Annotated in this window: 22 protein-coding genes; 8 read left to right on the plus strand and 14 right to left on the minus strand. The window is 43.8% G+C overall.

Annotated elements, in window-relative coordinates; translation table 11 throughout:
* Positions 1 to 16: 16 nt before the first annotated feature.
* The 5 genes from ACMUMQ_RS14865 to ACMUMQ_RS14885 form a co-directional block, all read right to left on the minus strand.
* Entirely contained in the window at positions 17 to 769 is a 753-nt protein-coding gene (locus ACMUMQ_RS14865; RefSeq protein ID WP_414682731.1) for a lysophospholipid acyltransferase family protein, read from the minus strand.
* 18 nt (positions 770 to 787) lie between these two features.
* On the minus strand, positions 788 to 1,894 hold the full coding sequence (locus ACMUMQ_RS14870; protein ID WP_414682732.1) for a 1-acyl-sn-glycerol-3-phosphate acyltransferase: 1,107 nt from the start codon (positions 1,892 to 1,894) through the stop codon (positions 788 to 790).
* A 54-nt stretch (positions 1,895 to 1,948) separates the two neighbouring features.
* On the minus strand, positions 1,949 to 4,867 hold the full coding sequence (locus ACMUMQ_RS14875) for an insulinase family protein (RefSeq protein WP_414682733.1): 2,919 nt from the start codon (positions 4,865 to 4,867) through the stop codon (positions 1,949 to 1,951).
* Between the two features lie 151 nt (positions 4,868 to 5,018).
* The gene (smrA, locus tag ACMUMQ_RS14880; RefSeq protein WP_414682734.1) at positions 5,019 to 5,597 is read right to left on the minus strand and encodes a DNA endonuclease SmrA; all 579 of its coding nucleotides are present in this window, start codon (positions 5,595 to 5,597) and stop codon (positions 5,019 to 5,021) included.
* Between the two features lie 447 nt (positions 5,598 to 6,044).
* Positions 6,045 to 6,782: an SDR family oxidoreductase gene (locus tag ACMUMQ_RS14885; protein ID WP_414682735.1), complete on the minus strand. Its 738-nt coding sequence runs from the start codon at positions 6,780 to 6,782 to the stop codon at positions 6,045 to 6,047.
* Positions 6,783 to 6,924: 142 nt separating this feature from the next.
* Between ACMUMQ_RS14885 and ACMUMQ_RS14890 the strand changes: the two genes are divergently transcribed.
* From ACMUMQ_RS14890 to ACMUMQ_RS14900, 3 genes are all read left to right on the plus strand, one after another.
* Positions 6,925 to 7,806 (plus strand): LysR family transcriptional regulator, encoded by an 882-nt coding sequence (locus tag ACMUMQ_RS14890; protein WP_414682736.1) that lies wholly within the window; start codon positions 6,925 to 6,927, stop codon positions 7,804 to 7,806.
* Between the two features lie 123 nt (positions 7,807 to 7,929).
* On the plus strand, positions 7,930 to 8,994 hold the full coding sequence (gene ada / locus ACMUMQ_RS14895) for a bifunctional DNA-binding transcriptional regulator/O6-methylguanine-DNA methyltransferase Ada (protein WP_414682737.1): 1,065 nt from the start codon (positions 7,930 to 7,932) through the stop codon (positions 8,992 to 8,994).
* Entirely contained in the window at positions 8,991 to 9,485 is a 495-nt protein-coding gene (locus ACMUMQ_RS14900; protein WP_414682738.1) for a phosphatase domain-containing protein, read from the plus strand. The genes ada and ACMUMQ_RS14900 overlap by 4 nt, the downstream gene beginning before the upstream one ends.
* Positions 9,486 to 9,536: 51 nt before the next feature.
* On the opposite strand, the gene ACMUMQ_RS14905 is transcribed toward ACMUMQ_RS14900, so the two are convergent.
* From ACMUMQ_RS14905 to ACMUMQ_RS14920, 4 genes are all read right to left on the minus strand, one after another.
* Positions 9,537 to 10,229: an META domain-containing protein gene (locus ACMUMQ_RS14905; protein ID WP_414682739.1), complete on the minus strand. Its 693-nt coding sequence runs from the start codon at positions 10,227 to 10,229 to the stop codon at positions 9,537 to 9,539.
* A gap of 71 nt (positions 10,230 to 10,300) precedes the next feature.
* Entirely contained in the window at positions 10,301 to 11,269 is a 969-nt protein-coding gene (locus tag ACMUMQ_RS14910) for a hypothetical protein (RefSeq protein ID WP_414682740.1), read from the minus strand.
* A gap of 167 nt (positions 11,270 to 11,436) precedes the next feature.
* A complete protein-coding gene (locus ACMUMQ_RS14915; RefSeq protein WP_414682741.1) occupies positions 11,437 to 11,817 on the minus strand; it encodes a VOC family protein in 381 nt (126 codons plus the stop codon).
* An 87-nt stretch (positions 11,818 to 11,904) separates the two neighbouring features.
* Positions 11,905 to 12,786 (minus strand): EamA family transporter, encoded by an 882-nt coding sequence (locus ACMUMQ_RS14920; protein ID WP_414682742.1) that lies wholly within the window; start codon positions 12,784 to 12,786, stop codon positions 11,905 to 11,907.
* Positions 12,787 to 12,911: 125 nt separating this feature from the next.
* Between ACMUMQ_RS14920 and ACMUMQ_RS14925 the strand changes: the two genes are divergently transcribed.
* The 4 genes from ACMUMQ_RS14925 to ACMUMQ_RS14940 all read left to right on the plus strand — a co-directional run bounded on the left by ACMUMQ_RS14925 (position 12,912) and on the right by ACMUMQ_RS14940 (position 15,207).
* Positions 12,912 to 13,370 (plus strand): Lrp/AsnC family transcriptional regulator, encoded by a 459-nt coding sequence (locus ACMUMQ_RS14925; RefSeq protein WP_414682743.1) that lies wholly within the window; start codon positions 12,912 to 12,914, stop codon positions 13,368 to 13,370.
* A gap of 133 nt (positions 13,371 to 13,503) precedes the next feature.
* Entirely contained in the window at positions 13,504 to 14,196 is a 693-nt protein-coding gene (locus ACMUMQ_RS14930; protein WP_414682744.1) for a CsgG/HfaB family protein, read from the plus strand.
* Position 14,197: 1 nt separating this feature from the next.
* Positions 14,198 to 14,563 (plus strand): DUF4810 domain-containing protein, encoded by a 366-nt coding sequence (locus tag ACMUMQ_RS14935; protein WP_414682745.1) that lies wholly within the window; start codon positions 14,198 to 14,200, stop codon positions 14,561 to 14,563.
* Entirely contained in the window at positions 14,563 to 15,207 is a 645-nt protein-coding gene (locus ACMUMQ_RS14940; RefSeq protein ID WP_414682746.1) for a DUF799 domain-containing protein, read from the plus strand. The genes ACMUMQ_RS14935 and ACMUMQ_RS14940 overlap by 1 nt, the downstream gene beginning before the upstream one ends.
* A 273-nt stretch (positions 15,208 to 15,480) precedes the next feature.
* Here the strand turns inward: ACMUMQ_RS14940 and ACMUMQ_RS14945 are convergent, their stop codons facing one another.
* Both ACMUMQ_RS14945 and ACMUMQ_RS14950 read right to left on the minus strand, forming a co-directional pair.
* Positions 15,481 to 16,185 (minus strand): single-stranded DNA-binding protein, encoded by a 705-nt coding sequence (locus ACMUMQ_RS14945; RefSeq protein ID WP_414682747.1) that lies wholly within the window; start codon positions 16,183 to 16,185, stop codon positions 15,481 to 15,483.
* Between the two features lie 38 nt (positions 16,186 to 16,223).
* The gene (locus ACMUMQ_RS14950) at positions 16,224 to 17,582 is read right to left on the minus strand and encodes an MFS transporter (RefSeq protein ID WP_414682748.1); all 1,359 of its coding nucleotides are present in this window, start codon (positions 17,580 to 17,582) and stop codon (positions 16,224 to 16,226) included.
* Positions 17,583 to 17,739: 157 nt separating this feature from the next.
* On the opposite strand from ACMUMQ_RS14950, the gene uvrA reads away from it, so the two are divergent.
* Positions 17,740 to 20,562 carry an excinuclease ABC subunit UvrA gene (uvrA, locus tag ACMUMQ_RS14955; RefSeq protein ID WP_414682749.1) on the plus strand — a complete coding sequence of 941 codons (2,823 nt, stop codon included), beginning with the start codon at positions 17,740 to 17,742 and terminating at the stop codon, positions 20,560 to 20,562.
* A 146-nt stretch (positions 20,563 to 20,708) separates the two neighbouring features.
* Here uvrA and rplQ read toward each other — a convergent pair whose 3' ends face one another.
* The 3 genes from rplQ to rpsD are packed head-to-tail and all read right to left on the minus strand — an operon-like array spanning position 20,709 to position 22,787.
* Complete coding sequence (gene rplQ, locus ACMUMQ_RS14960) at positions 20,709 to 21,086, minus strand: 50S ribosomal protein L17 (protein ID WP_212653851.1); 378 nt, start codon at positions 21,084 to 21,086, stop codon at positions 20,709 to 20,711.
* A 42-nt stretch (positions 21,087 to 21,128) separates the two neighbouring features.
* Positions 21,129 to 22,133: a DNA-directed RNA polymerase subunit alpha gene (locus tag ACMUMQ_RS14965; RefSeq protein ID WP_347984857.1), complete on the minus strand. Its 1,005-nt coding sequence runs from the start codon at positions 22,131 to 22,133 to the stop codon at positions 21,129 to 21,131.
* Positions 22,134 to 22,166: 33 nt separating this feature from the next.
* Complete coding sequence (rpsD, locus tag ACMUMQ_RS14970; RefSeq protein ID WP_347984856.1) at positions 22,167 to 22,787, minus strand: 30S ribosomal protein S4; 621 nt, start codon at positions 22,785 to 22,787, stop codon at positions 22,167 to 22,169.
* Positions 22,788 to 22,802: the final 15 nt, after the last annotated feature.

Consider the following 22,802-nt stretch of genomic DNA (forward strand, 5'->3'; position numbering starts at 1 on the left):
TTGCCCTAGACAACTCTTAGTCTAAAGAGCTATTCCCTTTTGGTAATTTGGCCATTTCAGCGCGCATCCAAGCGTCCATTTCCTCATGTAACGCTGAGGTTTTCTTCCCTTCAGATTCAATAACAGAACCAATCACAACTCGGATTGACCCAGGAAATTTACGCCAGCGTCTACCAGGCCATGTATAGCCAGCATTATGAACAACAGGCAGAATCGGCACATTAGCAGACGTCGCCAACATAGCTGCACCTTTATTAAAGGCTTGCTCTTCGTTTGGCGCAATGCGAGTGCCTTCAGGAAAGATAAGCACAGAACGACCATCTTCTAGTCGCTCTTTACCTTGGCTAATGATTTGCTTAAGAGCATTGGTTCGCTGAGAGCGATCAATCGCGATTGGCTTCACCATGCGCAACCCCCAACCAAAAAATGGTACAGCAAGCAGCTCTTTCTTTAATACAGTTGAAACCGGCGCCATAAGCACCTGCAGAACATAGGTTTCCCATTCGCTTTGATGGTTTGCCACTAAGACAACAGGTCGATTTTTATCAATATTCTCTCGCCCTATTATTTCTACCTTCACGCCACACAGAAGACGAAACGCACACAACAAACCTTTATTATGTAAATTTAACACTGGTTGACGTGCATTTTTAGGCAACAACAGCGTAGCAAAAGGAGCAAGAGCGCCGAACAAAATCGTTGAAACTGCATAATAAGCAAAGAAGACAATTGAACCTATCCAAGACCTTGCTGATTCCCAAACACTCATTAACACCGCACTCCTTTTCTATTTTTCCAAGTATTTTTGCTGCTGCTTCAGAGGGTTAGCATACATAGCCAACACGGTTTCTCTGATGTTTTCAGGGCAAGTTTCAAGGTAACTTGAGAAAGCACTATCCGTTGACGGCAAACCTTGCTGTAAAGCATAAGCCGCTTCATTGGTTGACTGTATCGCATAATTTGTAATGATCTGACGATCCACTTCCGCCACAAACTCTTCTGGCGTTTCAAAGCTATCGTCCATAACATCACCAAAGGTTACAACCACTTTGCCTTTTTGGCCGACAATACCATTTTTAATACTGTCGATGTCTTCGAACTCTGCCTTTTCGTAATTACCCGTTGTCGACTTCTGATACAGCTCTTGCGCCTTATCAAAGGCACAAGGATCATATTCGTAAGAAATCGACACAGGAACAATCTTCAAGTTTGCCATCGCACTGGAAAAAGGGATTTTCTCTTTCTTTTGGCTCATGTAAAACATCTTGATAATCGCAGGGTCTGTTTGGTCTAAGCCATCCTTTGCACGACCCTCTTTTTGCGCAATCCAAATATTCGTCTGCTCTTTCATCAAGGATTCAGAAATGTAAGCCGACAACTGACCAAACGCTGCCATCATTTCACGAATACCATTAGCAGAACGCTTCACGATAAAGCTTTTGTTCAGACGCATAAGATCCGACACAAAAGGACGTCGTAGCAAATTATCACCAATCGCAATACGCACTGTATTTAGGCCAGCCATATATAAGCCATAATTGACAAAAGCGGGATCCATAGCGATATCTCTATGGTTCGACAGGAACAAATAACCTTGGTTTTTATCAAGCTTTTCAATACCACGATATTCCACATTGCTTGTTGTTGTCTTGATCATACGCTCCATGTAACCCGCAACGCGCATTTGGAACTCATGAACATTCGAGATACCGCTAATCTGACGCTTCAAAGCCAGCTTCACTATAAACGACAAAGGCCCATGAAAAACCTTAGGCCATTTGGCAAAACGAAAACCAATAATGGTGTTTATAAAGTCTGGTGTTTCAACCAGGTTATTCAGTACCTCCGCAACTTCGTTGTCATTGTAAGGGCGTATATCGTGAAACTGATCCATTGATTTTTCCAACAATAAAAAACTATTCTGTTTTTTGTTATATAAAAGTCAGCGTTACAGGGTTTGAATATCAAACCCTAACGCTTCTAGCTCTGCACGTTTTGACGTTGACGTCACCACGGCAATGTTTTCATTTTCTTTGACCAAGTAGGTTTTCGTTACTTGCTTAAGCTGCTCTATCGTCACCGCTAGAATTTTAGCGCGGAACGCTTCTCGGTAAGCCAAGCTGCGTCCATGTAATTGCACATAGAAATCACTCTGCGCTTCACCAGCTGGTGAACCAGGTTTATCCATAGAACCAATCACACCCAAAATCGCTTCTTCCAAAGCTTCTTCCGTGTGTTCTTCGTTCAGCATCCAATCAATAGAAGCGTCAAAATCCGCCAAGGTTTCTGTCAAACGCGGATCGCGATAAGAATAGAAACGGAATGAACCTGTGCTGCCATCAAAGCTCGCACCGCCACCGTAAGCACCACCTTGCTCACGAATCGCGCGATGTAAGAAGCCATTACGTAAGAAGCCGCCCAATACTGTAAGAGCTGCCACATCAGGATGCTCACCAGATTCAGTACGGAAAGCCTTACTGCAAAAACTCACCTGTGTTGACGTTAACCAAGCTAACTTCACTCTTGAATCAACAGGCTTCAGCGCAAACTTACTTACTTCCGTTCCTACTGGTAAATCGGTGAAAATAACACGCACATCCGCAAGGATAGCAGCTTCATGTTGAGGCTCTGCGACAAGAAGAAGCTGCTTGTTCGCTTTAAGCAACTTACCATGCAAACGAGCGAACACAGCCAATACATTATGCACCGCGTCATCACTTGCTTTCATGGCATCATCAAGTGCAATCGCAGAGCGAATACCGGACATACCGCCCCAAGCTTCTTGCTGTGCAGCCAAACCAGAAAGCGCACTAGACGCAGCGGTCATCGCCAAGGAGTGACCTTGACCTGTAATAGATTGTTCTCGACGCGCACGACGCTGAGCCACCAGCTCTTTTACTCGAGCCACTTCATCAAATCGAACCGACAACATAGTATCTTTCAGCAATTCACTCATTGCTTTGACATTCGGCACTAAGGCTTTCGTTGATAAAATAAAGTAACCATTTAATGACTGGCGATCTTCAATGGTAGCGCGGATCGAATTCGACGCGCCCAAACCGCCACACACTTGTGCTTGACGCTCTTGAACCGCTAAATAGTCAGACTCGCCAATCCCCAGCTCCGTCATCATGGAAGAGAACAAAGGCAAATACGCAATTTCTTCTTCGTCTAATTCAGGTAAATCAATGACCAACTGCTGGTACACCAAACCATTGGTGCCTTGAGGGTAGAAAGTGATTGGCAAGTCTCCTGCCAATTTTTGGTTATCATATTCTGGCAAGCGAGCAGGAACATCTTCTAAGCCGACTTTCGGCAGAATGCTCATGTCATCTACTTGAGATTGACGTGCTTTCAAAGCCGCACTTTGTTCAACGATGCGCTGTTTTTCTTCATCGGATAACGCTGATTTTATTTTGCTTAATCTGTCTTTCTCTGCCGCATTTCTTCGTGTTTCAAGCGCATCATCTGGGCTTAACGTCAAAGTCACACGATGAGCGTTAGACAAAAGTAAGGTTTTAATCAAACTAGGAATGTAGTTTTTGTCTTGGACTTTTTCACGCATTGCCTCGATCACTGGATCTAAATCCAACTGAGCAATCACGTCACCGGAATGCACCGCTGTCGATAAACCAGCCAAAATCAGCTGTAAACCATAAGGGTATCCGCCGCCGCCAATTTCGCGCTGACTTAGCTCTAACTGATGCAACATGGCATCCACAGATTCTTGCGGCACGCCTTTCTCTGCAATATCTTCTAACGTAGAAATGATCAGTGCTTCCACTTTGGTCGCGTCTTCTTTTTTAACGCCTTCCAAACCACACATAAAACTCATTTCTTTGTTCGAGTCTTCTAAACCACACAAAGGCGACGGCGCTCGTCCTAAATCAGAGTTTTCCAATACACGGCGCAATGGCGATGCACTGTTATCCAATAACACACTCGATAATAGTTGTGCTTCAAACTGTTGGTTCAAATCAGTGCTTTCACCTAACAACCAACCAACAACCACATGACTGCCATCTTCTTTCACTTCGTCAGCGGCGTAGCCTTCTTCAACACGAACAGGCGAGAAATAACGTTTCGCATTAGGAACAGTAACTTGCGTATCTAAGCGTTCAAAACGACTCAAGACCTTGGCTTCGAATTCTTCTTGCAATGTGTCTGCAGGAATATCACCAAACGTCATAAAGACAGCATTAGAAGGGTGATAATGTGTGCGATAGAACGCCAAAAGATCATCGTAAGATAAATCAGGAATATCTGTTGGCTCACCGCCAGAGTTGAAATGGTACGTATTGTTCGGGAACAAATATTTTGTCAGTGTTTGCCACAAGACAGACGTCGTAGAACTCATCGCGCCTTTCATCTCATTGAAAACAACACCCTTGAAGGTTAAATCCGATTCCGTGTTTTCTGGCTCGGCAAATTCAAGACGGTGACCTTCTTGAGAAAAGTCCAAAGGATCTAAACGAGAGAAAAACACCGCATCCAGATACACGTCCAAAAGGTTGTGGAAGTCTTTTTTGTTCTTGCTCGCGAAAGGGTAAGCCGTCCAGTCGGATGATGTGAAAGCGTTCATAAAAGTATTCAATGAACGGCGAATCATCATGAAGAAAGGGTCACGAACAGGGAAACGTTCTGAACCACACAATACTGTGTGTTCGAGAATATGCGCGACACCACAAGAATCCGTCGGAACGGTTTTTAAACCGACAAGAAAAACGTTTTCATCATTCTCTGACGCAATATGAAAATGCTTAGCGCCAGTCACCGTATGTTCGAATTCCTGTACTGTAACGTTAAGAGCATCAATAAACTCACTGCGAAGAAATGTAAACGCAGGATGTGCCTTGATATTGGTCATTATCTACCTCAATAGAATTAGAATGCGATGACAATAATGTTTGGGACTGCTTGGATAAACTCAAGTCAGTAAAGTGGCGGGATTATAGCAAAAATATGGCTTTTACTGCACGAAATAACGTGAAAGCTTTCTATTTTAGCGACAAAAAAGTCTAGCGTTTCTGATGTTTTTCCCAGTCATCTAAGCGCGCTTTTTCAGTCTTCTTCAATAACACATACACGGCACCTAAACCGCCGTGATAGCGCTGGGCGCTATGGAACGCCATCACAGCATCCAGATCTCGTAACCACTTGTTTATATGGCTTTTTAACATGGCTCGACTCTCAGGATCCGGCGTTCGCTCTCCTTTGCCATGCACAATAATCGCGACACGAATATCGTTGCGCATGCAGTCATCCACAAACTGATAAACCTGCTCTCGGGCTTGGGCCACTGTGTGATTGTGCAAATCTAACCTAGCCTCAATGCCGTATTTGCCCTGACGAAGACGTTTAAAAACACCATCTTGTACACCAGAGCGTTTATATTCCAGCACGTCGTTCGGCTCAACCTTCTCTATGTAATCTTGGGAAAGGTGATTCTTATCTGCTTCTTTTGCAATCATCGCCGCTTTCTGGCGCTCTTCAAAGTCCACCTGCGGGCCTTTTTTTGCAAGATACACTTCGCTTTTATCAAGCGGCTTAATGCCTGCTACTTCTTGAGCAAACAAAGATGTCTCGTCATCTGCCATCGTTATTCACCTCAAATACCATTCATCACACTCATTAAGACCGCCAAAACAGAAAAAGGCTCCCAAAGGAGCCCATTAAAGATTTCTCAGCTTTTCGCTTAATTAACATACCTTAAGATGCGTGAATTATAACAGCATAACCAAGCCACAGCACAGATTGTCAGCGTTTTTCGGAAAGTCGATTCTTTCTCCGTTTTCTCAACAACCAAATGGCGAACAGTCCAGATGGTGACCAAACCAAAGGCAGGATAAAAAGTTCTTCAACAAAACCATAGCCTGCCCTTGTTATTCCTAACCACATATTCACCAATGAGATTGCGCTCCAAAGTACAAGATACACCTCAAGCCTCATAATGCGGGAAACCAGACTTACCTGTTTCGTCTCCAATACAAGGAAAAAAGCCAAGAGCGCAAAACCACCAAGAATCATATTTAAGGAGTGCATGATTACACTAGACCGCCATTTGCACGAAGTGTTTGACCATTAATCCAACCACCATCAGGGCCAACAAGAAAAGCAATGCTTCCTGCGATGTCACTTGGTTTACCTAAGCGCTCAAGTGGACTCATTTTACTCATACGCTCAATGACTTCTTGTGGCTTACCTTCTAAAAACAAATCTGTCGCCGTTGGTCCAGGAGCCACCGCATTCACCGTAATATTGCGACCACGCATTTCTTTCGCCAAGATGCCTGTCGCCACTTCAATCGCCCCTTTTGTCGCAGCATAAACACTGTAGTTTTCCAGTTTTAATCCCACCACTGTCGTGGATAAATTCACCACTCGGCCACCGTCATTTAAATGCTGAGCCGCCGCTCTTAGAGCATATAACGAACCTTTTAAATTGATATCAATATGCTTGTCGATCACTTCGTCCGTTACGGCAGCCAAAGGTCCTAGCGCCATAACACCCGCATTATTTATCAGAACATCTATACCGCCAAATTTCGCTTTAATATCAGTGAACATACGATCCACTTCGGCTGAACTTGCCACATTTGCTTGAAAGATCGCTGCAACACCATTACTCGCTTCAATTTCCTTTTGCACTGCTTCCGCTGCTTGCTGGTTACTGCTGTAATTAATCGCCACAGCGAAACCGTCTTTCGCTAAACGTCTTGCCACCTCAGCACCAATACCTCGTGATGCTCCCGTCACCAATGCAACTCGCTGATTATTTGCCATATCCTCTTCTCCACTTGTTTTACTGATTACTTTATATGGAAGACTTTTCCAACCTTGCCAAGAGAAACATCAGACTAACACTTTAGATTTTTCGGATAATTATCTAATATTCGTTATCAGAATCCGAAAATAGCAAACAATTATGGATAGAATCGATGCAATGCGCGTTTTCACACGCGTGCTTGAAAGGCGCAGTTTTACTCTCGCTGCCAAAGATTTGGATCTGCCTCGTTCAACCGTCACAGATGCCATCAAAAAAATAGAGCACAAACTGGGTGTTCGTTTACTTGAGAGAACAACGCGACAAGTCACGCCTACGTTAGATGGTGAGGATTTCTATCATCGCTGCTTATCCATCATCAGTGATGTGGAAGATGCGGAAAGCACCTTCTCAGGACACAACCCAAAAGGCCTATTACGGGTCGATGTGCATGGCACACTTGCTCGGCACTTTTTACTGCCTTCTCTTCCGACATTTTTATCACGCTACCCAGACATAGAACTCTATATGAGCGAAGGAGATCAGCTCGTTGACCTCGTTCGTGAAGGCATAGATTGCGTACTGCGAGTTGGCAAACCTCAAGCAGAAGATTTGGTCGCAAGAGAAATCACACAGTTGAATGAAGCCACCTTAGCGGCACCAAGTTATCTAGAAAAATTTGGTACGCCTCACCATCCAGACGACATAGCAAGGCACAAGATGATAGGTTTTCGCACAACAGGAAGCCGTACTCCTATGCCATTAGAATTTATGATGGATGGTAAGATCATCACTCAAAAGCCGACAACATCGCTCATGGTCAACTCAGCAGAAACGCTTATATCCGCAGCAAAAATGGGCCTAGGCATCATTCAAGCGCCGAAATATCATGTCGAAAAAGAACTGGCGAATGGCGAACTGGTCGAACTGATTCCTAACCATCCACCAAGCCCTTCTCCTGTTTGCATTCTTTACCCAAGAAACCGAACACATTCCCCAAGAGTGAAAGTCTTTATTGAATGGTTAGAAAGTCTGTCTTTTTAAAAGCCTTTTGAAAAGGCAGAACAAGCATCAATACCTCTTCAAATTACTCGGCAAGAATCAGATGGCATAGCGAAAATAATTGTGATCAGATAATCCCTAAGTAGCAAAAGAGCGAATATCAGAATGACCATGCCCACCGAACAAGACATGATCCTAGCCGTGGCAAAAAGAAATTCTCTGTTTGATGGTGTATTCTATTATGGCGTCATCACAACAGGCATATTTTGCCAACCATCTTGCTCAACAAAACAAGCCCACCCAGATCATTTGAGATTCTTTCCCGACATAGAATCGGCTATGACTATGGGGTTTCGTCCCTGCAAACGTTGCTATCCAGCGGGAAACGACCCACGCCATCAAGAAGTCATTAATCTGGCCAGACACATAGAAAAACATGCCGAAGAAAAGATCACTTTGGAGTCCCTTAGCAAGGTTGTGAAACTTTCCCCATCACGCTTACAAAAAGCCTTCAAAGATACTTTTGGCATTTCACCAAAACACTATCAAGATGCTCTAAGAATGAAAAAATTCAAACAAGACCTAAAGCAAGGAAGCCAAGTAACAACAGCCATTCATGCATCAGGATTCAGTTCAGACAGTCGAATCTATGGAGAAACATTAAGACAGATAGGCATGACGCCTAAAACTTACCAGAAAGGAGGCATTGGCGAAGAAATTCATTATGCCTGCCGCTCAACTCACTTTGGTGTCTTGCTCATGGCCGCCACAGAAAAAGGCGTTTGCTGTGTTCAATTTGGCGATGACCAAGGCCAGCTTATCCAGCAATTACACGAAGAGTTCCCAAGCGCCGATTTGAAAAAATCCCCAGCACAAGATTCCATCGAGCTAGACCATTGGCTCGAGGCTCTGGATCAACACATCAACCACAATGCTCCTCGTCCAAACATTCCCTTGGATATTCGAGGCACGGCTTTTCAAATGACAGTTTGGCAGTTTCTCACTCACATCCGAGAAGGAGAAACCATGACCTACAAAGACCTGGCTGAAAAAATAGGCAAGCCCAACGCCGTCAGAGCGGTTGGCACAGCCTGCGGAAAAAACCGCATTGGCGTCTTAATACCCTGTCATCGAGTATTAAGAAGCGACGGCGGATTAGGGGGTTATCGCTGGGGGTTAGAAAGAAAGCAAACCTTATTAAACAATGAGAAACAGGAGTCCAATCTATGACACACCCTTATGATCGACTGACATTAGACAATGGCGCTACTTTTATTTTCACGCCTTGCCCCGGTACAAAAGAAGCTGACTTAACCTCTTCCATCAAAACGCTCAAAGAAGCGGGCGCGGATATCATTATCAGCATGTTACCCAATGATGAAATCATCAAACTGAACGTCACAGAGCTTGGCAAAGAAACGGAGCAACAAGGCATGATTTGGTATCAACTGCCTGTGGAAGATGATCACGCTCCTGAGCAAGCTTTCTTCTCTGCGTTTAACCCAGTCAAAGAAGCAATACTTGGTCATTTAAAAGAGAAAAAGACCATTGTAATTCATTGCCGTGGAGGAACAGGCCGCACAGGAATGATGGCGGCGATATTATTACTGGAATCTGGATATCAGTGGGAACGCGCTAAATCTCTCGTCCAATCCATTCGCCCGACGTCTTTGACGATTCCAGCGCACGTGACCTTTCTTGAAGAGCAATATGGTTTTTAATTGCCTCTAGCTCTCTCACGACAAAACGAAGGATAAGCCCAAAACAGGAGCTTATCCTTCACAAGCATAGGTTACGCCAGCTACAGACAACATCGCTTCGCTTCCTTTGTTCCAAAAGCGCACTTTATCATCTGTATATTGCGCGCCAGACGCCGTCGGCTGGCGCTGTAAAATACGCGTTTGTTCACTTGCCGTAAGCTCTATGGTTTCAGGCCCAACGAAACGAAATTGAACCTCTCCGATTTGATCGCATTGATACCGATTTATTTTGCTTAAGCCTTTATCAATGGGTTTGTCTTGAGGCGACATTCTGACTAATTTAAGTCGCTGCTCGTTATTAGCGTCATAAACCACCAGTCCTTTATACTCTTGCCATTCGTATCTGGAAGCATCTTGTAACGCAGCCAGAAAACGTGATTCTTGCTTTCCGATTGCCGGAACACAAGCTCGACGTGTCGACACAGCCTCGCTAACAATAAAGCGCCCTTGCTCAGTATCCACATTTGCACTGTAGCGATTACAGCCAGTAAAACCAGCGATTCGCCCTTCAGCACCGAACTCAACCGTCATCATGCTGCTGTCAATAATGCCCGCTTGATCAATGTCTTCGACTTGCCATGAACCAGATAAAAGATCTTCATGTAAAACAGCTAATGTAGACTCGTCTGTGTCTTCCGATATAGCGCTGCATCCGACCAATTGAATACTGGCCAGCAATACTCCCAACAACATGCTTTTTGGCATTTTCTATCCCTAAAAATAATATCGCTTCACAAGCTAAGAGTGGCGGATTTACCAACCACTCATTAAAACAACTACTTAACCTGATATCTCAGTAACACTTCATTATCGAGCACCACATTGCTCGACCAAATAAACTGAGCGCCTGCGCCACTGAACTGATCAATAAAGTTCATATAACTGCGCTTATTATCAACACCTATATCGTCTTCACTGTATAGCGTTGCTTGCGGCCAAGCGCTGTCGTCGAAGTCTTCACTCAACCAATCCGCCGGAACAGGCCAATGCACGCCATACACTTCACTTTGATCATCTTGCCCTCGCGTTTGGCAACTCTTGGATAGTCGAGCACCAGCTTCTTCACTCAAACAACTCAGATCATAAACAGGCGAGGTATAAAAGGTTTGCGCTTGCCAATCATCATTGGTCACTGTGCCATCACTAAAGCTAGCAATAAAACCGCCGTCTCCTGGATGATACTTGGTGCCGCGATTACGTTCTGAGCCGAGGCCTAAATTTTCTTCCCAATCAATAACTTTCACCGCCAAAGTGTACGGCTTATTGACTTTAAATTTCACGATGCTGGAGTTAAAAGGAGTGAAAGGAACGGAATCAACGCCAATCAGCTTGCCATTTACGTAAAGCTCAAAATAGTTATCCGCAAAGATATAACCCGTCACTACTTCTCCATCAGGATCTACTTCCACAACAGGAACGGATGCTTCATCAACTTGCGCTAAGCCAGATGGTGTAATTTGGTGGCATTCTTCATATAAATCGTTTGCCTTTGTCCCAGACTGAAACAAGTTCGCTGCCGGAACCGTCCAGACTTTACCCCCTTGATCGGTTATTTCGCCTACTGGCGAGGGGCGGCTATAACCATTGGAACAATCAAATAAGTTGGACACTAACGTGGTTGCGCCGCCTTGAGTCAGGCTGCCAGTGCCTTGATAAGATGAAGTTGAACTGGCGACCGCCAATGCAGGAAGTCCGAGACCTAACATCACCACAGGCAATATAGAACCCATTTGATTTTTCGACATACACATACACTCCCTCTAAACATTCTGATCCGCGCAACAAGCGAAACGCTCACTGACATGAAGTATAACGAGGTATCCGTAAATCTATGTCAGCGAATCTTTGAATTGCGTAAAGATCTCAACTCATTTAAAACACAAGCAGCATTTCTCGGTTCGCTTAACTCCCTTTAGCTAGGATTTGCCTCATGCACTACATGAAGTTTATTGCCGTCCAAATCTCGACAGTAAGCGCCATAATAATGTGGCCGATAGCGATAATCTGGCGCGCCTTCGTCTACCCCACCAGCAGACAAAGCGGCTTGGTAAAAGTGATCAACCGCTTCATTGCTCGGTGCCTGAAAGCTAATTTGCACGCCATTACCTACCGTTGCAGGCTTTTTATTAAAAGGCGTCAAAACCCAAAAACAACTTGAGCCGCCTTTAGAACCATAACCAATTTCACCTTCCACCGTCATGGTACGCACCATATCAATAGTACCAAGCACTTCATCATAAAAAGCCCCTGCTTTCATGAGATCATTGGTTCCTAGCATTGCACCCAATAGCATCCGATTATCCTTTGTCTCTTCAAAATAACCGTCAGTGTAACCAGTTTCGCCTAAAAATACCGACCAAAATAAGAACACTTTGCGCTATCACTCACTTTGTAAAAGCGTCTTAGACGAAAAAGGTGATAGCACGACACCAATCGAGGCCACTACGATTGCGCCAATACCCAAGCATTGCAGTAAAGATAATTGCTCCCCTAAGATCAAGAAGCTGACAATCGCCCCCATCACAGGCTCGCCACTCGCCATGACACCATAAATATGAGTTGGCAAATTACGCAAGGCAAACATCTCAAACATCAATGGTATAGCGCTGGATAACAGAGCGATCACTACCACTAATAAAAACACATTAAGGCCTAATATCTGGGAAAGCGAATCACTGTCGCCCACAGGCATCACGATCAAAGAGGCAACCACCAAACCGAGTGATGGCGCTTTACTGCCGAAACGCTTACCCGCTTTTTTCCCCATGATGATATAAGCACCCCAGAAAAACGCGGCCACCAGCGCGTAAAAAAGTCCTACCACATCAAGGCTCTCAACCTGTTCTGACTTTGGCAACAGCAAATAAATTCCCATCGCCGCCAGTAACACCCACAGATAATCGGAACGGTTTTTCGAATAACACGCCGCCACACACAAAGGGCCAATCAATTCCACCGCCAAAGCCACACCGACCGGCACTGTCTTGATCGACATGTAAAAGAACAAATTCATACCAGCCACGGTGATGCCGTAAGCCAAAACCGTGGCTAAACTGTAACGATTAAAGCGCACTCGCCAAGCTTTTAAGAGGAAAAATAAGATCACCGCCGACACTGACAAACGCAATACAGTGACATCTTCAGGAGTCAGCACAGAAAACATAGATTTCGCCAACGCCGCCCCAGCGGTAATCGACACAATGGCCATCAGCAACGCCGCTACAGAAGTCACGAGTTTGAATGAGGAGGATGCAATTATCATAGGTTGATCTCTAATAAGTCGAAAATATGAGATAAAATTTATCAGCTTGACGTATATTTCTAAGTCATAATTCACTTAGATTTGATAATTTTTATCAAAATATCCCTAAGAAAGGTCAAAACCTGATGGACGCATTAGATAAGAAGATCCTCGAGCAGCTGCAAATAGATGCCAAAGCTTCCATGGGTTCAATTGCCGAAAAAGTCGGCCTATCTGAACCTGCCTGCTATCGCCGAGTGAGACAACTCCGCAGTAGTGGTGTTATTGAAAAGGAAATGGCCATCGTCAAACCCAAAACCATGGGTTGGCCCCTAAGCATGCTTGTCATGATCACCTTCGAAAGAGACCACAGCGCCATCATAAACAGCTTCCTTGCTCGGGTTAACAAGGAGCCAGAAGTACTCGATTCATGGTGTGTAACAGGGGATCATGATGTGGTGCTGCAAGTACTGTCTACCGACATGGAAGCCTTCGATGACTTTGCCAACCGAGTGCTGCACAAAGACGACAGCGTGAAATACTTTCGCACCCTAGTGGTACTCAAACACGCCAAAGCCAACAGCCCGATACCGCCAGCGGGGTAGCTGCTCTCAATCAAAGTAAAAACACGAAGGCAAATTTCGATAAAAAACTAAACTGGTTATTTAATACCAAGATAGATAGAATCCTTTTTTCTTTAGAAAACAATATTAATTTCATTTTTATATGGAGTATAAAATGACAAAGCCTTTCTTCACCCCTTTTAAAAAAACTATCTATTTTCTTTTTTTTTCATCCGTCTTAGCTTTAACAGGGTGTTCAGCAACTCAATCTCACAAAGCCATATCAACTGAGTCTGTAGCAAGCTACAACACTGAATATAACGGCACTAAAACCACATTAGTGGTTGGTAATTTTCAGAACCGCTCATCTTATATGCAAGGGCTCTTTTCATCTGGAACAGATAAGTTAGGAAACCAATCAAAAACCATCCTTAAAACCCACCTTCAACAGACAAATAGATTTAAAGTTGTCGACAGAGAGAACCTAGAGTTATTAAAGCGCGAAGCAGAGTTAAACGGTGTAACACAAAACCTTACTGGCGCTCGATATACAATTACAGGTGATGTTACAGAGTTTGGCCGTAAGGTCACAGGTGACAAGCAACTATTTGGTATTCTCGGCTCTGGTAAAACCCAAATAGCATACGCAAAAGTAAGTATGAATATCATTGATGTTCTGAATGGGGAAATAGTTTACTCAACTCAAGCTGCGGGTGAATATGAGTTAAGTAACCGCGAAGTGGTAGGTTTTGGTTCAACAGCAAGCTATGACGCAACCTTAAATGGTAAAGTTTTAAATTTCGCAATTAAAGAAGCGGTCAATAATCTTGTACGCGACTTAGAACATGGCATATGGACGGTGCAATAAAATGCAATTAAAAAAAGAATTTAAAGCAACATTAATAATACTATCCATCCTTGTACTAGGAGGCTGTGCTTCTAAACAAAATACATTCTATTGGGGTGAATATGAAAACCTGATTTATGACATGTATATTGAACCGGGCAGTGCAGACTCAACTACCCAAATATCAGTTTTGCTTGCAGACATTCAAAAAGCGGAGGCAAAAAATATTCCTATCGCACCAGGTATTCATGCACATTTAGGCTATATGTATGCCCTTGAAGGTGATATAGACCAGTCAATCACAGAGTTTAACACTGAAAAGTCTCTCTACCCAGAATCTGCAACACTTATAGATGGAATGCTAAAACGTTTAGAAGGAGCTAATTAATGAACAATTGTAAAAAAGTCTTTTTATGTTTTCCTCTTTTTCTGGCTCTATTCATTACAGGGTGTGCCACAAAACCTTATAATTACGACGCGCTGTTAGCATCCAAACCAAGATCGATATTAGTTATTCCCCCGAAAAATAATTCGGTTGAAGCCAGTGCTCCATATATTTATTTATCAACAATCAGTAAACCACTAGGTGAAAAAGGTTATTACGTATTTCCTGTAGCTGTTATTGATACATTTTTAAAAGAAAATGGGCTGCCAACTCCAGAAGAAATGAACTTTGTCCCGCTTGATAAATTATACGAGCATATTGGAGCTGATGCAGTCCTATATGTTGAAATAAATGACTGGGGGCAAAAATATCGTATTCTATCCTCAGACACTGTTGTAGAAGTTTCTATGAAGTTAGTCGATGGTAAAACGGGAGCTCTTTTGTGGGATGCAAGCTCATCAGCTATTCAAAGTTCTAACTCAGGGAATGGAGGGCTAATTGGTAATCTAGTAGGCGCCTTAGCATCACAAGTTATCGGTTCTGTCTCTGACAGAACGCCCGAGGTGGCAAGAATAGCCAATACAAATGCTATCTATAGTCCTAGCAAAGGACTATTAACCGGCCCATACGCCCCCGAAAGTGAATAGTATAAAAAACCGAATACTGTTTATAATATCCCTGTGACTTGATCAACCTAGTTATAGGGGTATTATCATGCTTCCTTATAACAAGCTACACCCCACCTTGATTTTGGCGACCCAAAAGACTCAATCAAATGGGGCAGAGTTAAATTAACAACTCCTCTGCTCCGATTTACACCCATAACGAGCACATATTCAATCCAAAAATAAAAAAGCCCCGCATTAGCGAGGCTTTGAAGCTATTTCTAAACGAGCTGGAACAACCTTTTAAGACAATCCTCAGAACGGTATATCATCATCGAAGTCGTCAAAGTTTGGCGCTTGCTGTGGTTTAGGTGCCGCTGGTTGCTGCGGTGCTTGTCTGGCTGGCTGCGCTGCTTGTGGCGGACGCTGCTGAGGTGCAGCTTGAGCTGGCGCTTGTTGAGGTGCATTGCCCCAGCTACCAAAAGATTGTGGTTGTGGTGCCGCTTGAGCTGGTGCAGCCTGTTGTGGCTCTTGACCATATCCACCTTGTGGCTGATTAAAGCCTTGTGGCGTTTGTTGAGGTGCAGCCGCTGGCGCTTGACCATAACCGCCTTGCTGAGGTGCCGCTTGTTGTGGCGCGCTGTTGCCATAACCACCTTGAGCACCACCGTCGTTACGGCCGTCTAACAATTGCATTTCGTTCGCTACGATTTCTGTTGTGTAACGTTTAATACCGTCTTTTTCCCACTCACGAGTACGTAATGAACCTTCTACGTAAACTTTAGAGCCTTTCTTGATGTAATCACCCGCGATCTGACCAAGACGGAAGTTACCACGGTCCATGAATGAAACACGGTGCCATTCTGTACGTTCTTGCATTTGGCCAGTTTGCTTATCACGCCAGCTTTCTGTTGTTGCTAAGTTAACGTTTGCAACCGCAGCGCCGGATGGCATAAAGCGTACTTCGGCATCATTGCCGGCATTACCTATCAAGATTACTTTGTTTATTCCACGGGCCATGACCTAGTTCTCCAACTAAAAAGTAAAATAATGTTTTTCTAAAGAGCAATTTGAGGCGCCAGATGCTTCAAACTCTCTTTATCTAAGATCTTTTTATCAACTTTAAGATAAGCGGTTTGCTCATCTTTGAATATTTGCATACCTTCCACTCCTTGGATTTTAATAAGTTGATCCGCCAACTTAGTTATTTCTGTTTCGGTCATATTGGGTAAGCTGAACGCAAGACTGCTTAGCTGACGAGGCGCTGCTTGCGCTAAAGCAACCAGTGACCAAGCTAAGAAGACAACACCAACCACCCAGAATATGCCGCTGTTTGAATAGCTCTGCAGTAACCAACCACCGCCGACACCACCCAAAAAAGAACCTATAAATTGATGTGTCGAAAACACACCCATTGCCGTGCCACGATAACCCACTGGAGCTTGCTTGCTTATTAAGGAAGGCAATGTCGCTTCCAATGCATTAAAGCCAACAAAATAGCCCCAAAGTAAGACACCAAACAACCAAATAGAATGTGTCCATTGTAACAAGATCGCACTTGCGCCCAATAGCATCAGCACAAAAACTAAAACGCTTTTCATTTTGCCTTTTGATTCGGCAATAATCACCAATGGTAACATACCTACAAAGGCAAAACCCATGACGGTTAAGTAGAGCCAGCTGTGTTGAGACAGGGGTAAATCAAAGTGCTCAATGAGTAAGTTTGGTATCGTTATAAATAACGCGGTTAAGCTAGCATGCAACAATAATACGCTGACATTCAAAAAGCCTAATCGCTTATCTTTCAACACTTCTCCTAATGCGAGCAAGCTCGGAGTCGTATCTCGGCGAAAGGTATGTTGAACAATATTTGGTACCGCGAATAAGATCAGTCCAATTCCCAGTACAGATAGAGCAAAAGATAAATAAAACAACCCTGAAAGGCCGACTAAAGAGAATATCCAAGGCCCCAATACCAGGGAAATCATAAAGGAAGCACCAATGCTGATGCCAACAATAGCCATGGCTTTGGTGCGGTTTTGCTCACGCGTCACATCACTTAATAACGCCATGAGTGTGCTCGCAATGGCGCCTGCGCCTTGCACCGCTCGACCAACAATTAAAGTGTTTATATCGTCGGCATTGGCGCAAATCAAACTGCCTATGGCAAATAGGATTAAGCCAATAATAATAACAGGCTTGCGACCTATTTTATCGGACCACATGCCCATGGGAATTTGCAGGCTAGCTTGTGTCAAACCATAAATACCAATGGCGGTGCCAATTAAAGCTGCGTCGGCACCGGTTAAACCGTCTGCGGCAACACTAATGACAGGCATAATCAGGAATAAGCCTAGCATTCTAAATAGATAGATCAGCGCTAAAGCAAAGACTGAACGACGTTCAAGTAGATCCATAAGGAAGTTACAACCACTTAACTTAGGGGTTAAGGAAAAAAGATAGCCATTTTACTCAAAATACCGTTGAAGCTCCATTTCAACTACTGTAAAAATAGACAGTTATTTAAATTACTGACAGATTTATCTCTGTTGATCAATTTCACTTGGGAGACTCATGGATACCATTACGATACGCGGGGCCCGCACCCACAACCTAAAAAATGTGGATTTAGACATTCCAAGAGACAAACTTGTCGTCATCACAGGTTTATCTGGCTCGGGCAAATCTTCTCTCGCTTTTGACACCTTGTATGCCGAAGGCCAACGCCGCTACGTAGAATCCCTATCCACTTACGCTCGACAATTTTTATCTATGATGGAAAAACCAGACATAGACCATATTGAAGGCTTGTCTCCAGCCATCTCTATCGAGCAAAAATCTACGTCTCACAACCCAAGATCGACAGTAGGCACCATCACTGAAATATATGATTATTTGCGCTTGTTATTTGCTCGTGCAGGACAACCACGTTGCCCTGATCATGGCGAACCGTTAGAAGCGCAAACCATATCACAAATGGTAGATAAAATTATATCTCTACCAGAGGAAACAAAAATGATGCTGCTCGCTCCGATCGTCAAAGATCGCAAAGGTGAGCACTTACATACCATCAGTGATTTGTTATCCAAAGGTTTCATTCGTGCGCGTATTGACGGCATTGTTGTGGATTTAGATGACGCGCCAACACTGGAGAAAAACAAAAAGCACACGATTGAAGTGGTAATCGACCGTTTTAAAGTACGCTCTGATTTACAACTAAGATTAGCGGAGTCGTTTGAAACTTGTTTAGGTTTGTCTGACGGAATCGCCAAAGCCATTAATATGGATGACGAGTCTGAAGAATATATCTTCTCCAGTAAGTTTGCTTGTCCTGTTTGTGGCTATAGCCTAACTGAGCTGGAACCAAGGCTTTTCTCTTTTAATAATCCGAATGGTGCTTGTCAGACTTGTGACGGTCTAGGTACTCACCAAATGTTCGACCCTGATCGCATCATTCAAGATCCAACGCTTACTTTGGCAGAAGGCGCCATTCGAGGCTGGGGACGACGCAGCATTTTTTACTATCAACAGCTTAGCGCTTTAGCAAAGCATTACGGTTTTGATATTGAAGCAAAATACCAAGATATTCCGGACAACTTCAAAAAGCGGATTTTACAAGGGTCAGGTAAAGACAAGATAGACTTTGTTTATATCAATGAGCGTGGAGACAAAATGACACGCTCTCACTCTTTCGAGGGCGTTATTCCAAACCTTCAACGCCGCTATCACGAGACCGAATCAGACAGTGTTCGCGATGATTTATCCCAATACATCAGCATACAGCCTTGTCCAGATTGTGACGGTGCTCGACTAAATCGTTCAGCTCGACATGTTTTCATCAATGAACAAACATTGCCTGAAGTTGTTACTTACCCTATCGCCGAATGCTTAAGCTATTTTGAGAGTCTTAATTTACCAGGCGCCAGAGGTGAAATTGCTTCTAAAATATTAAAAGAGATTCGTGATCGACTGACCTTCTTGGTCAATGTCGGTTTGGACTATCTCACTTTAGATAGAAAAGCAGATTCATTGTCTGGAGGTGAAGCTCAACGGATACGCTTAGCAAGCCAAATTGGCGCTGGCCTTGTTGGCGTCATGTACATTCTGGATGAACCTTCCATTGGCCTTCACCAGAGAGACAACGAACGCCTGATTGCAACCCTTACACGATTACGAGACTTGGGAAATACCGTGATTGTTGTAGAACATGATGAGGACGCTATTCGTGTCGCGGACTTTGTCGTCGACATAGGCCCGGGCGCTGGTGTTCATGGCGGGGAAATTATTGCCAGCGGAACACCGCAAGACATTATGAACTGTGAGAAATCCATTACAGGTCAGTATTTAGTTGGCAAACGTAAAATTGAGATTCCGAGTATTCGCCATAAGGCAAAGGACAACCAATCATTGAATCTCATTGGCGCCGTTGGCAACAACCTCAACTCTGTTGATTTAAATATCCCTGTCGGTGTAATGACCTGTGTTACAGGTGTTTCTGGCTCAGGCAAATCCACCTTAATAAACGGAACATTGTATCCACTTGCCGCAACGGCATTAAACGGCGCAACCACACTAAAAGCAGCGCCGCATGATCGAATTGAAGGGTTAGAGTTATTCGACAAATGTGTTGATATTAACCAAAGCCCAATTGGTCGCACTCCTCGCTCTAACCCAGCGACGTACACGGGCATTTTCACTCCTATGCGTGAGTTATTCTCTGCTACACAAGAAGCTCGCTCTCGTGGCTATAAACCTGGTCGCTTTAGTTTTAACGTCAAAGGTGGACGCTGTGAAGCTTGTCAGGGTGACGGGGTAATTAAGGTGGAAATGCATTTCTTACCCGATGTTTATGTCCCATGTGACACCTGTAAAGGCAAACGCTACAACCGAGAAACATTAGAGATACTCTATAAAGGCAAAAACATCCATGAGTGTCTAGAAATGACCATTGAAAATGCTCGTGAGTTTTTTGATGCTGTACCTTCGATTGCTCGCAAACTACAAACGCTCATTGATGTGGGCCTTGGCTACATTCGTCTGGGACAAGCGGCAACTACTTTATCGGGTGGTGAAGCACAACGTGTTAAGTTGGCAAAAGAACTCTCTAAACGAGATACAGGAACAACCTTATACATTCTTGATGAGCCAACGACTGGACTGCATTTTGCGGATATAGAGCAGCTGCTAAAAGTACTCCACAGATTAAGGGATCACGGCAACACTGTTGTTGTGATTGAACATAACTTGGATGTTATTAAAACTGCTGATTGGATCGTAGATTTAGGCCCTGAAGGCGGAAGTGGTGGCGGTTTCATCATTGCGGAAGGTACACCTGAAGAAATAGCTAAATCTGAGAAATCTCATACAGGTAGATTCTTAAAAGATATGCTGAACTAGGTTATTAATTTCAAACTCTGGAATGACAAAAAGGCTGATGAATTGAGTTTCATCAGCCTTTTTTTGACCTTTAAGTCACTTTGAGTAATAAATTTCAGCGAAAAAAAAGCCGAGCATAAGCTCGGCTTTTTTATTACAAACTGATATTACTCAGCGGCTTCTGTAACTGGTCGATCGACCAATTCAACGTAAGCCATAGGTGCGTTGTCACCTGCACGGAATCCACATTTTAGAATGCGAACATAACCGCCAGGACGAGCTTGGTAACGAGGACCAAGTTCAGAGAACAATTTACCTACTGCATCTTTGCTACGAGTACGAGCAAAGGCAAGGCGACGATTCGCTACGGAATCAACTTTCGCCAATGTGATTAACGGCTCAGCAACACGACGTAATTCTTTTGCTTTAGGCAACGTAGTTTTAATAACTTCGTGCTCAAACAAAGAAGCAGCCATATTTTTAAACATCGCTTTACGATGTGAGCTAGTACGGTTTAAGTGACGTCCACTCTTACGATGACGCATTTTACATTCCTTACCAAACTACGGTGGTCAGGGAACAATGACCTAGCGAGCTAGAACTTTGCTATCGTCTTTCAAACTAGCTGGTGGCCAGTTTTCTAGACGCATTCCCAAAGACAAACCACGCTGTGCTAAAACATCTTTGATTTCAGTTAACGACTTCTTACCTAGGTTAGGCGTCTTAAGAAGCTCAACCTCAGTACGTTGAATCAAATCACCGATGTAATAAATGTTCTCTGCTTTTAAACAGTTAGCACTGCGAACGGTCAACTCAAGATCATCAACCGGGCGTAGCAAAATTGGATCAATTTCATCTTCTTCTTCTTCAACAGGTGCTTCACTTTCGCTTTCAAGAGCGACGAATACGGCAATCTGTTGTTGAAGAATAGTTGCTGCTCTGCGAATTGCTTCTTCTGGATCAATTGTGCCGTTAGACTCAATGTCTAGGACCAATTTATCCAAGTCAGTGCGTTGCTCAACACGAGCATTGTCAACACTATAAGCAACACGACGAACAGGGCTGAATGAAGCATCCAGTTGCAAGCGACCGATAGGACGAGTCTCATCGTCGCCGGCAGTACGGGCATCAGCAGGCTCATAACCACGACCACGCGCAACTTTGATCTGCATAGATAACTCTGCAGTATCATCTAAATGCGCAATTACATGGTCAGGATTAGCGATCTCTGCATCAGAAACCAACTGGATATCTCCAGCTGTTACGACACCAGGACCCTTTTTACTTAGAGTAAGAGTTGCTTCATCTTGCCCGTGTAGAGCGATCGCAACTCCTTTCAGGTTAAGAAGAATCTCAATTACATCTTCTTTAACCCCTTCGATTGCGCTGTATTCATGCAATACACCGTCGATTTCAACTTCAACAATCGCACAACCTGGCATAGAAGATAAAAGAATACGGCGTAGCGCATTACCCAAAGTATGACCAAAACCACGTTCTAGAGGTTGCAGTGTAACTTTAGCTCGGCTATTCCCTAACTCTTGCACTTCAATGTTGCGTGGGGTTAACAATTCGCTCACTGAACGCTGCATAGATCCACCTATTTCTTAATCCTAATTACCGGCTTACTTAGAGTAAAGCTCGACAATTAGGTTCTCATTAATTTCAGCTGATAAATCGGCACGCTCTGGAAGCGCTTTATAAGTTGCTTCCAATTTGGTTGAATCAACCTCGATCCAATGGATCGCTGCACGACTTTTAGATAGCTCTAGTGCGCTTTGAACACGCAATTGCTTCTTAGCTTTTTCACGGATAGACACAACATCACCAGCTTTAACTTGGTAAGATGGAATGTTAACCGTAGCGCCATTTACTAGAATGCCTTTATGGCCTACTAACTGACGAGCTTCCGCACGTGTAGAACCAAAACCTGCGCGATAAACAACGTTATCCAAACGAGACTCTAAAAGTTGTAACAAGTTTTCACCTGTTGCGCCTTTAAGACGAGCCGCAGATTTGTAGTAATTACGGAATTGTTTTTCAAGAACACCGTACATACGACGTACTTTTTGTTTCTCACGTAATTGTAAGCCGTAATCAGAAAGACGACCGCGACGTGCACCGTGCACACCTGGAACTGTTTCTGCTTTACATTTCGACTCAAGAGCGCGTGAACCGCTCTTCAATTGCAAGTCGGTACCTTCACGACGAGACAACTTACAAGTTGGACCTATATAACGAGCCATGTATCTGTCTCCTCA

Origin of the sequence: Marinomonas algae (genome assembly GCF_047525555.1) — a bacterium.
GTDB lineage: Bacteria > Pseudomonadota > Gammaproteobacteria > Pseudomonadales > Marinomonadaceae > Marinomonas.

Coding starts and splice junctions, on each gene's coding strand:
- ACMUMQ_RS14865 (WP_414682731.1), bottom strand. CDS start 769: ATGAGTGTTTGGGAATCAGCAAGGTCTTGGATAGGTTCAATTGTCTTC.
- ACMUMQ_RS14870 (WP_414682732.1), bottom strand. CDS start 1,894: ATGGATCAGTTTCACGATATACGCCCTTACAATGACAACGAAGTTGCG.
- ACMUMQ_RS14875 (WP_414682733.1), bottom strand. CDS start 4,867: ATGACCAATATCAAGGCACATCCTGCGTTTACATTTCTTCGCAGTGAG.
- smrA (WP_414682734.1), bottom strand. CDS start 5,597: ATGGCAGATGACGAGACATCTTTGTTTGCTCAAGAAGTAGCAGGCATT.
- ACMUMQ_RS14885 (WP_414682735.1), bottom strand. CDS start 6,782: ATGGCAAATAATCAGCGAGTTGCATTGGTGACGGGAGCATCACGAGGT.
- ACMUMQ_RS14890 (WP_414682736.1), top strand. CDS start 6,925: ATGGATAGAATCGATGCAATGCGCGTTTTCACACGCGTGCTTGAAAGG.
- ada (WP_414682737.1), top strand. CDS start 7,930: ATGACCATGCCCACCGAACAAGACATGATCCTAGCCGTGGCAAAAAGA.
- ACMUMQ_RS14900 (WP_414682738.1), top strand. CDS start 8,991: ATGACACACCCTTATGATCGACTGACATTAGACAATGGCGCTACTTTT.
- ACMUMQ_RS14905 (WP_414682739.1), bottom strand. CDS start 10,229: ATGCCAAAAAGCATGTTGTTGGGAGTATTGCTGGCCAGTATTCAATTG.
- ACMUMQ_RS14910 (WP_414682740.1), bottom strand. CDS start 11,269: ATGTCGAAAAATCAAATGGGTTCTATATTGCCTGTGGTGATGTTAGGT.
- ACMUMQ_RS14915 (WP_414682741.1), bottom strand. CDS start 11,817: ATGCTATTGGGTGCAATGCTAGGAACCAATGATCTCATGAAAGCAGGG.
- ACMUMQ_RS14920 (WP_414682742.1), bottom strand. CDS start 12,786: ATGATAATTGCATCCTCCTCATTCAAACTCGTGACTTCTGTAGCGGCG.
- ACMUMQ_RS14925 (WP_414682743.1), top strand. CDS start 12,912: ATGGACGCATTAGATAAGAAGATCCTCGAGCAGCTGCAAATAGATGCC.
- ACMUMQ_RS14930 (WP_414682744.1), top strand. CDS start 13,504: ATGACAAAGCCTTTCTTCACCCCTTTTAAAAAAACTATCTATTTTCTT.
- ACMUMQ_RS14935 (WP_414682745.1), top strand. CDS start 14,198: ATGCAATTAAAAAAAGAATTTAAAGCAACATTAATAATACTATCCATC.
- ACMUMQ_RS14940 (WP_414682746.1), top strand. CDS start 14,563: ATGAACAATTGTAAAAAAGTCTTTTTATGTTTTCCTCTTTTTCTGGCT.
- ACMUMQ_RS14945 (WP_414682747.1), bottom strand. CDS start 16,185: ATGGCCCGTGGAATAAACAAAGTAATCTTGATAGGTAATGCCGGCAAT.
- ACMUMQ_RS14950 (WP_414682748.1), bottom strand. CDS start 17,582: ATGGATCTACTTGAACGTCGTTCAGTCTTTGCTTTAGCGCTGATCTAT.
- uvrA (WP_414682749.1), top strand. CDS start 17,740: ATGGATACCATTACGATACGCGGGGCCCGCACCCACAACCTAAAAAAT.
- rplQ (WP_212653851.1), bottom strand. CDS start 21,086: ATGCGTCATCGTAAGAGTGGACGTCACTTAAACCGTACTAGCTCACAT.
- ACMUMQ_RS14965 (WP_347984857.1), bottom strand. CDS start 22,133: ATGCAGCGTTCAGTGAGCGAATTGTTAACCCCACGCAACATTGAAGTG.
- rpsD (WP_347984856.1), bottom strand. CDS start 22,787: ATGGCTCGTTATATAGGTCCAACTTGTAAGTTGTCTCGTCGTGAAGGT.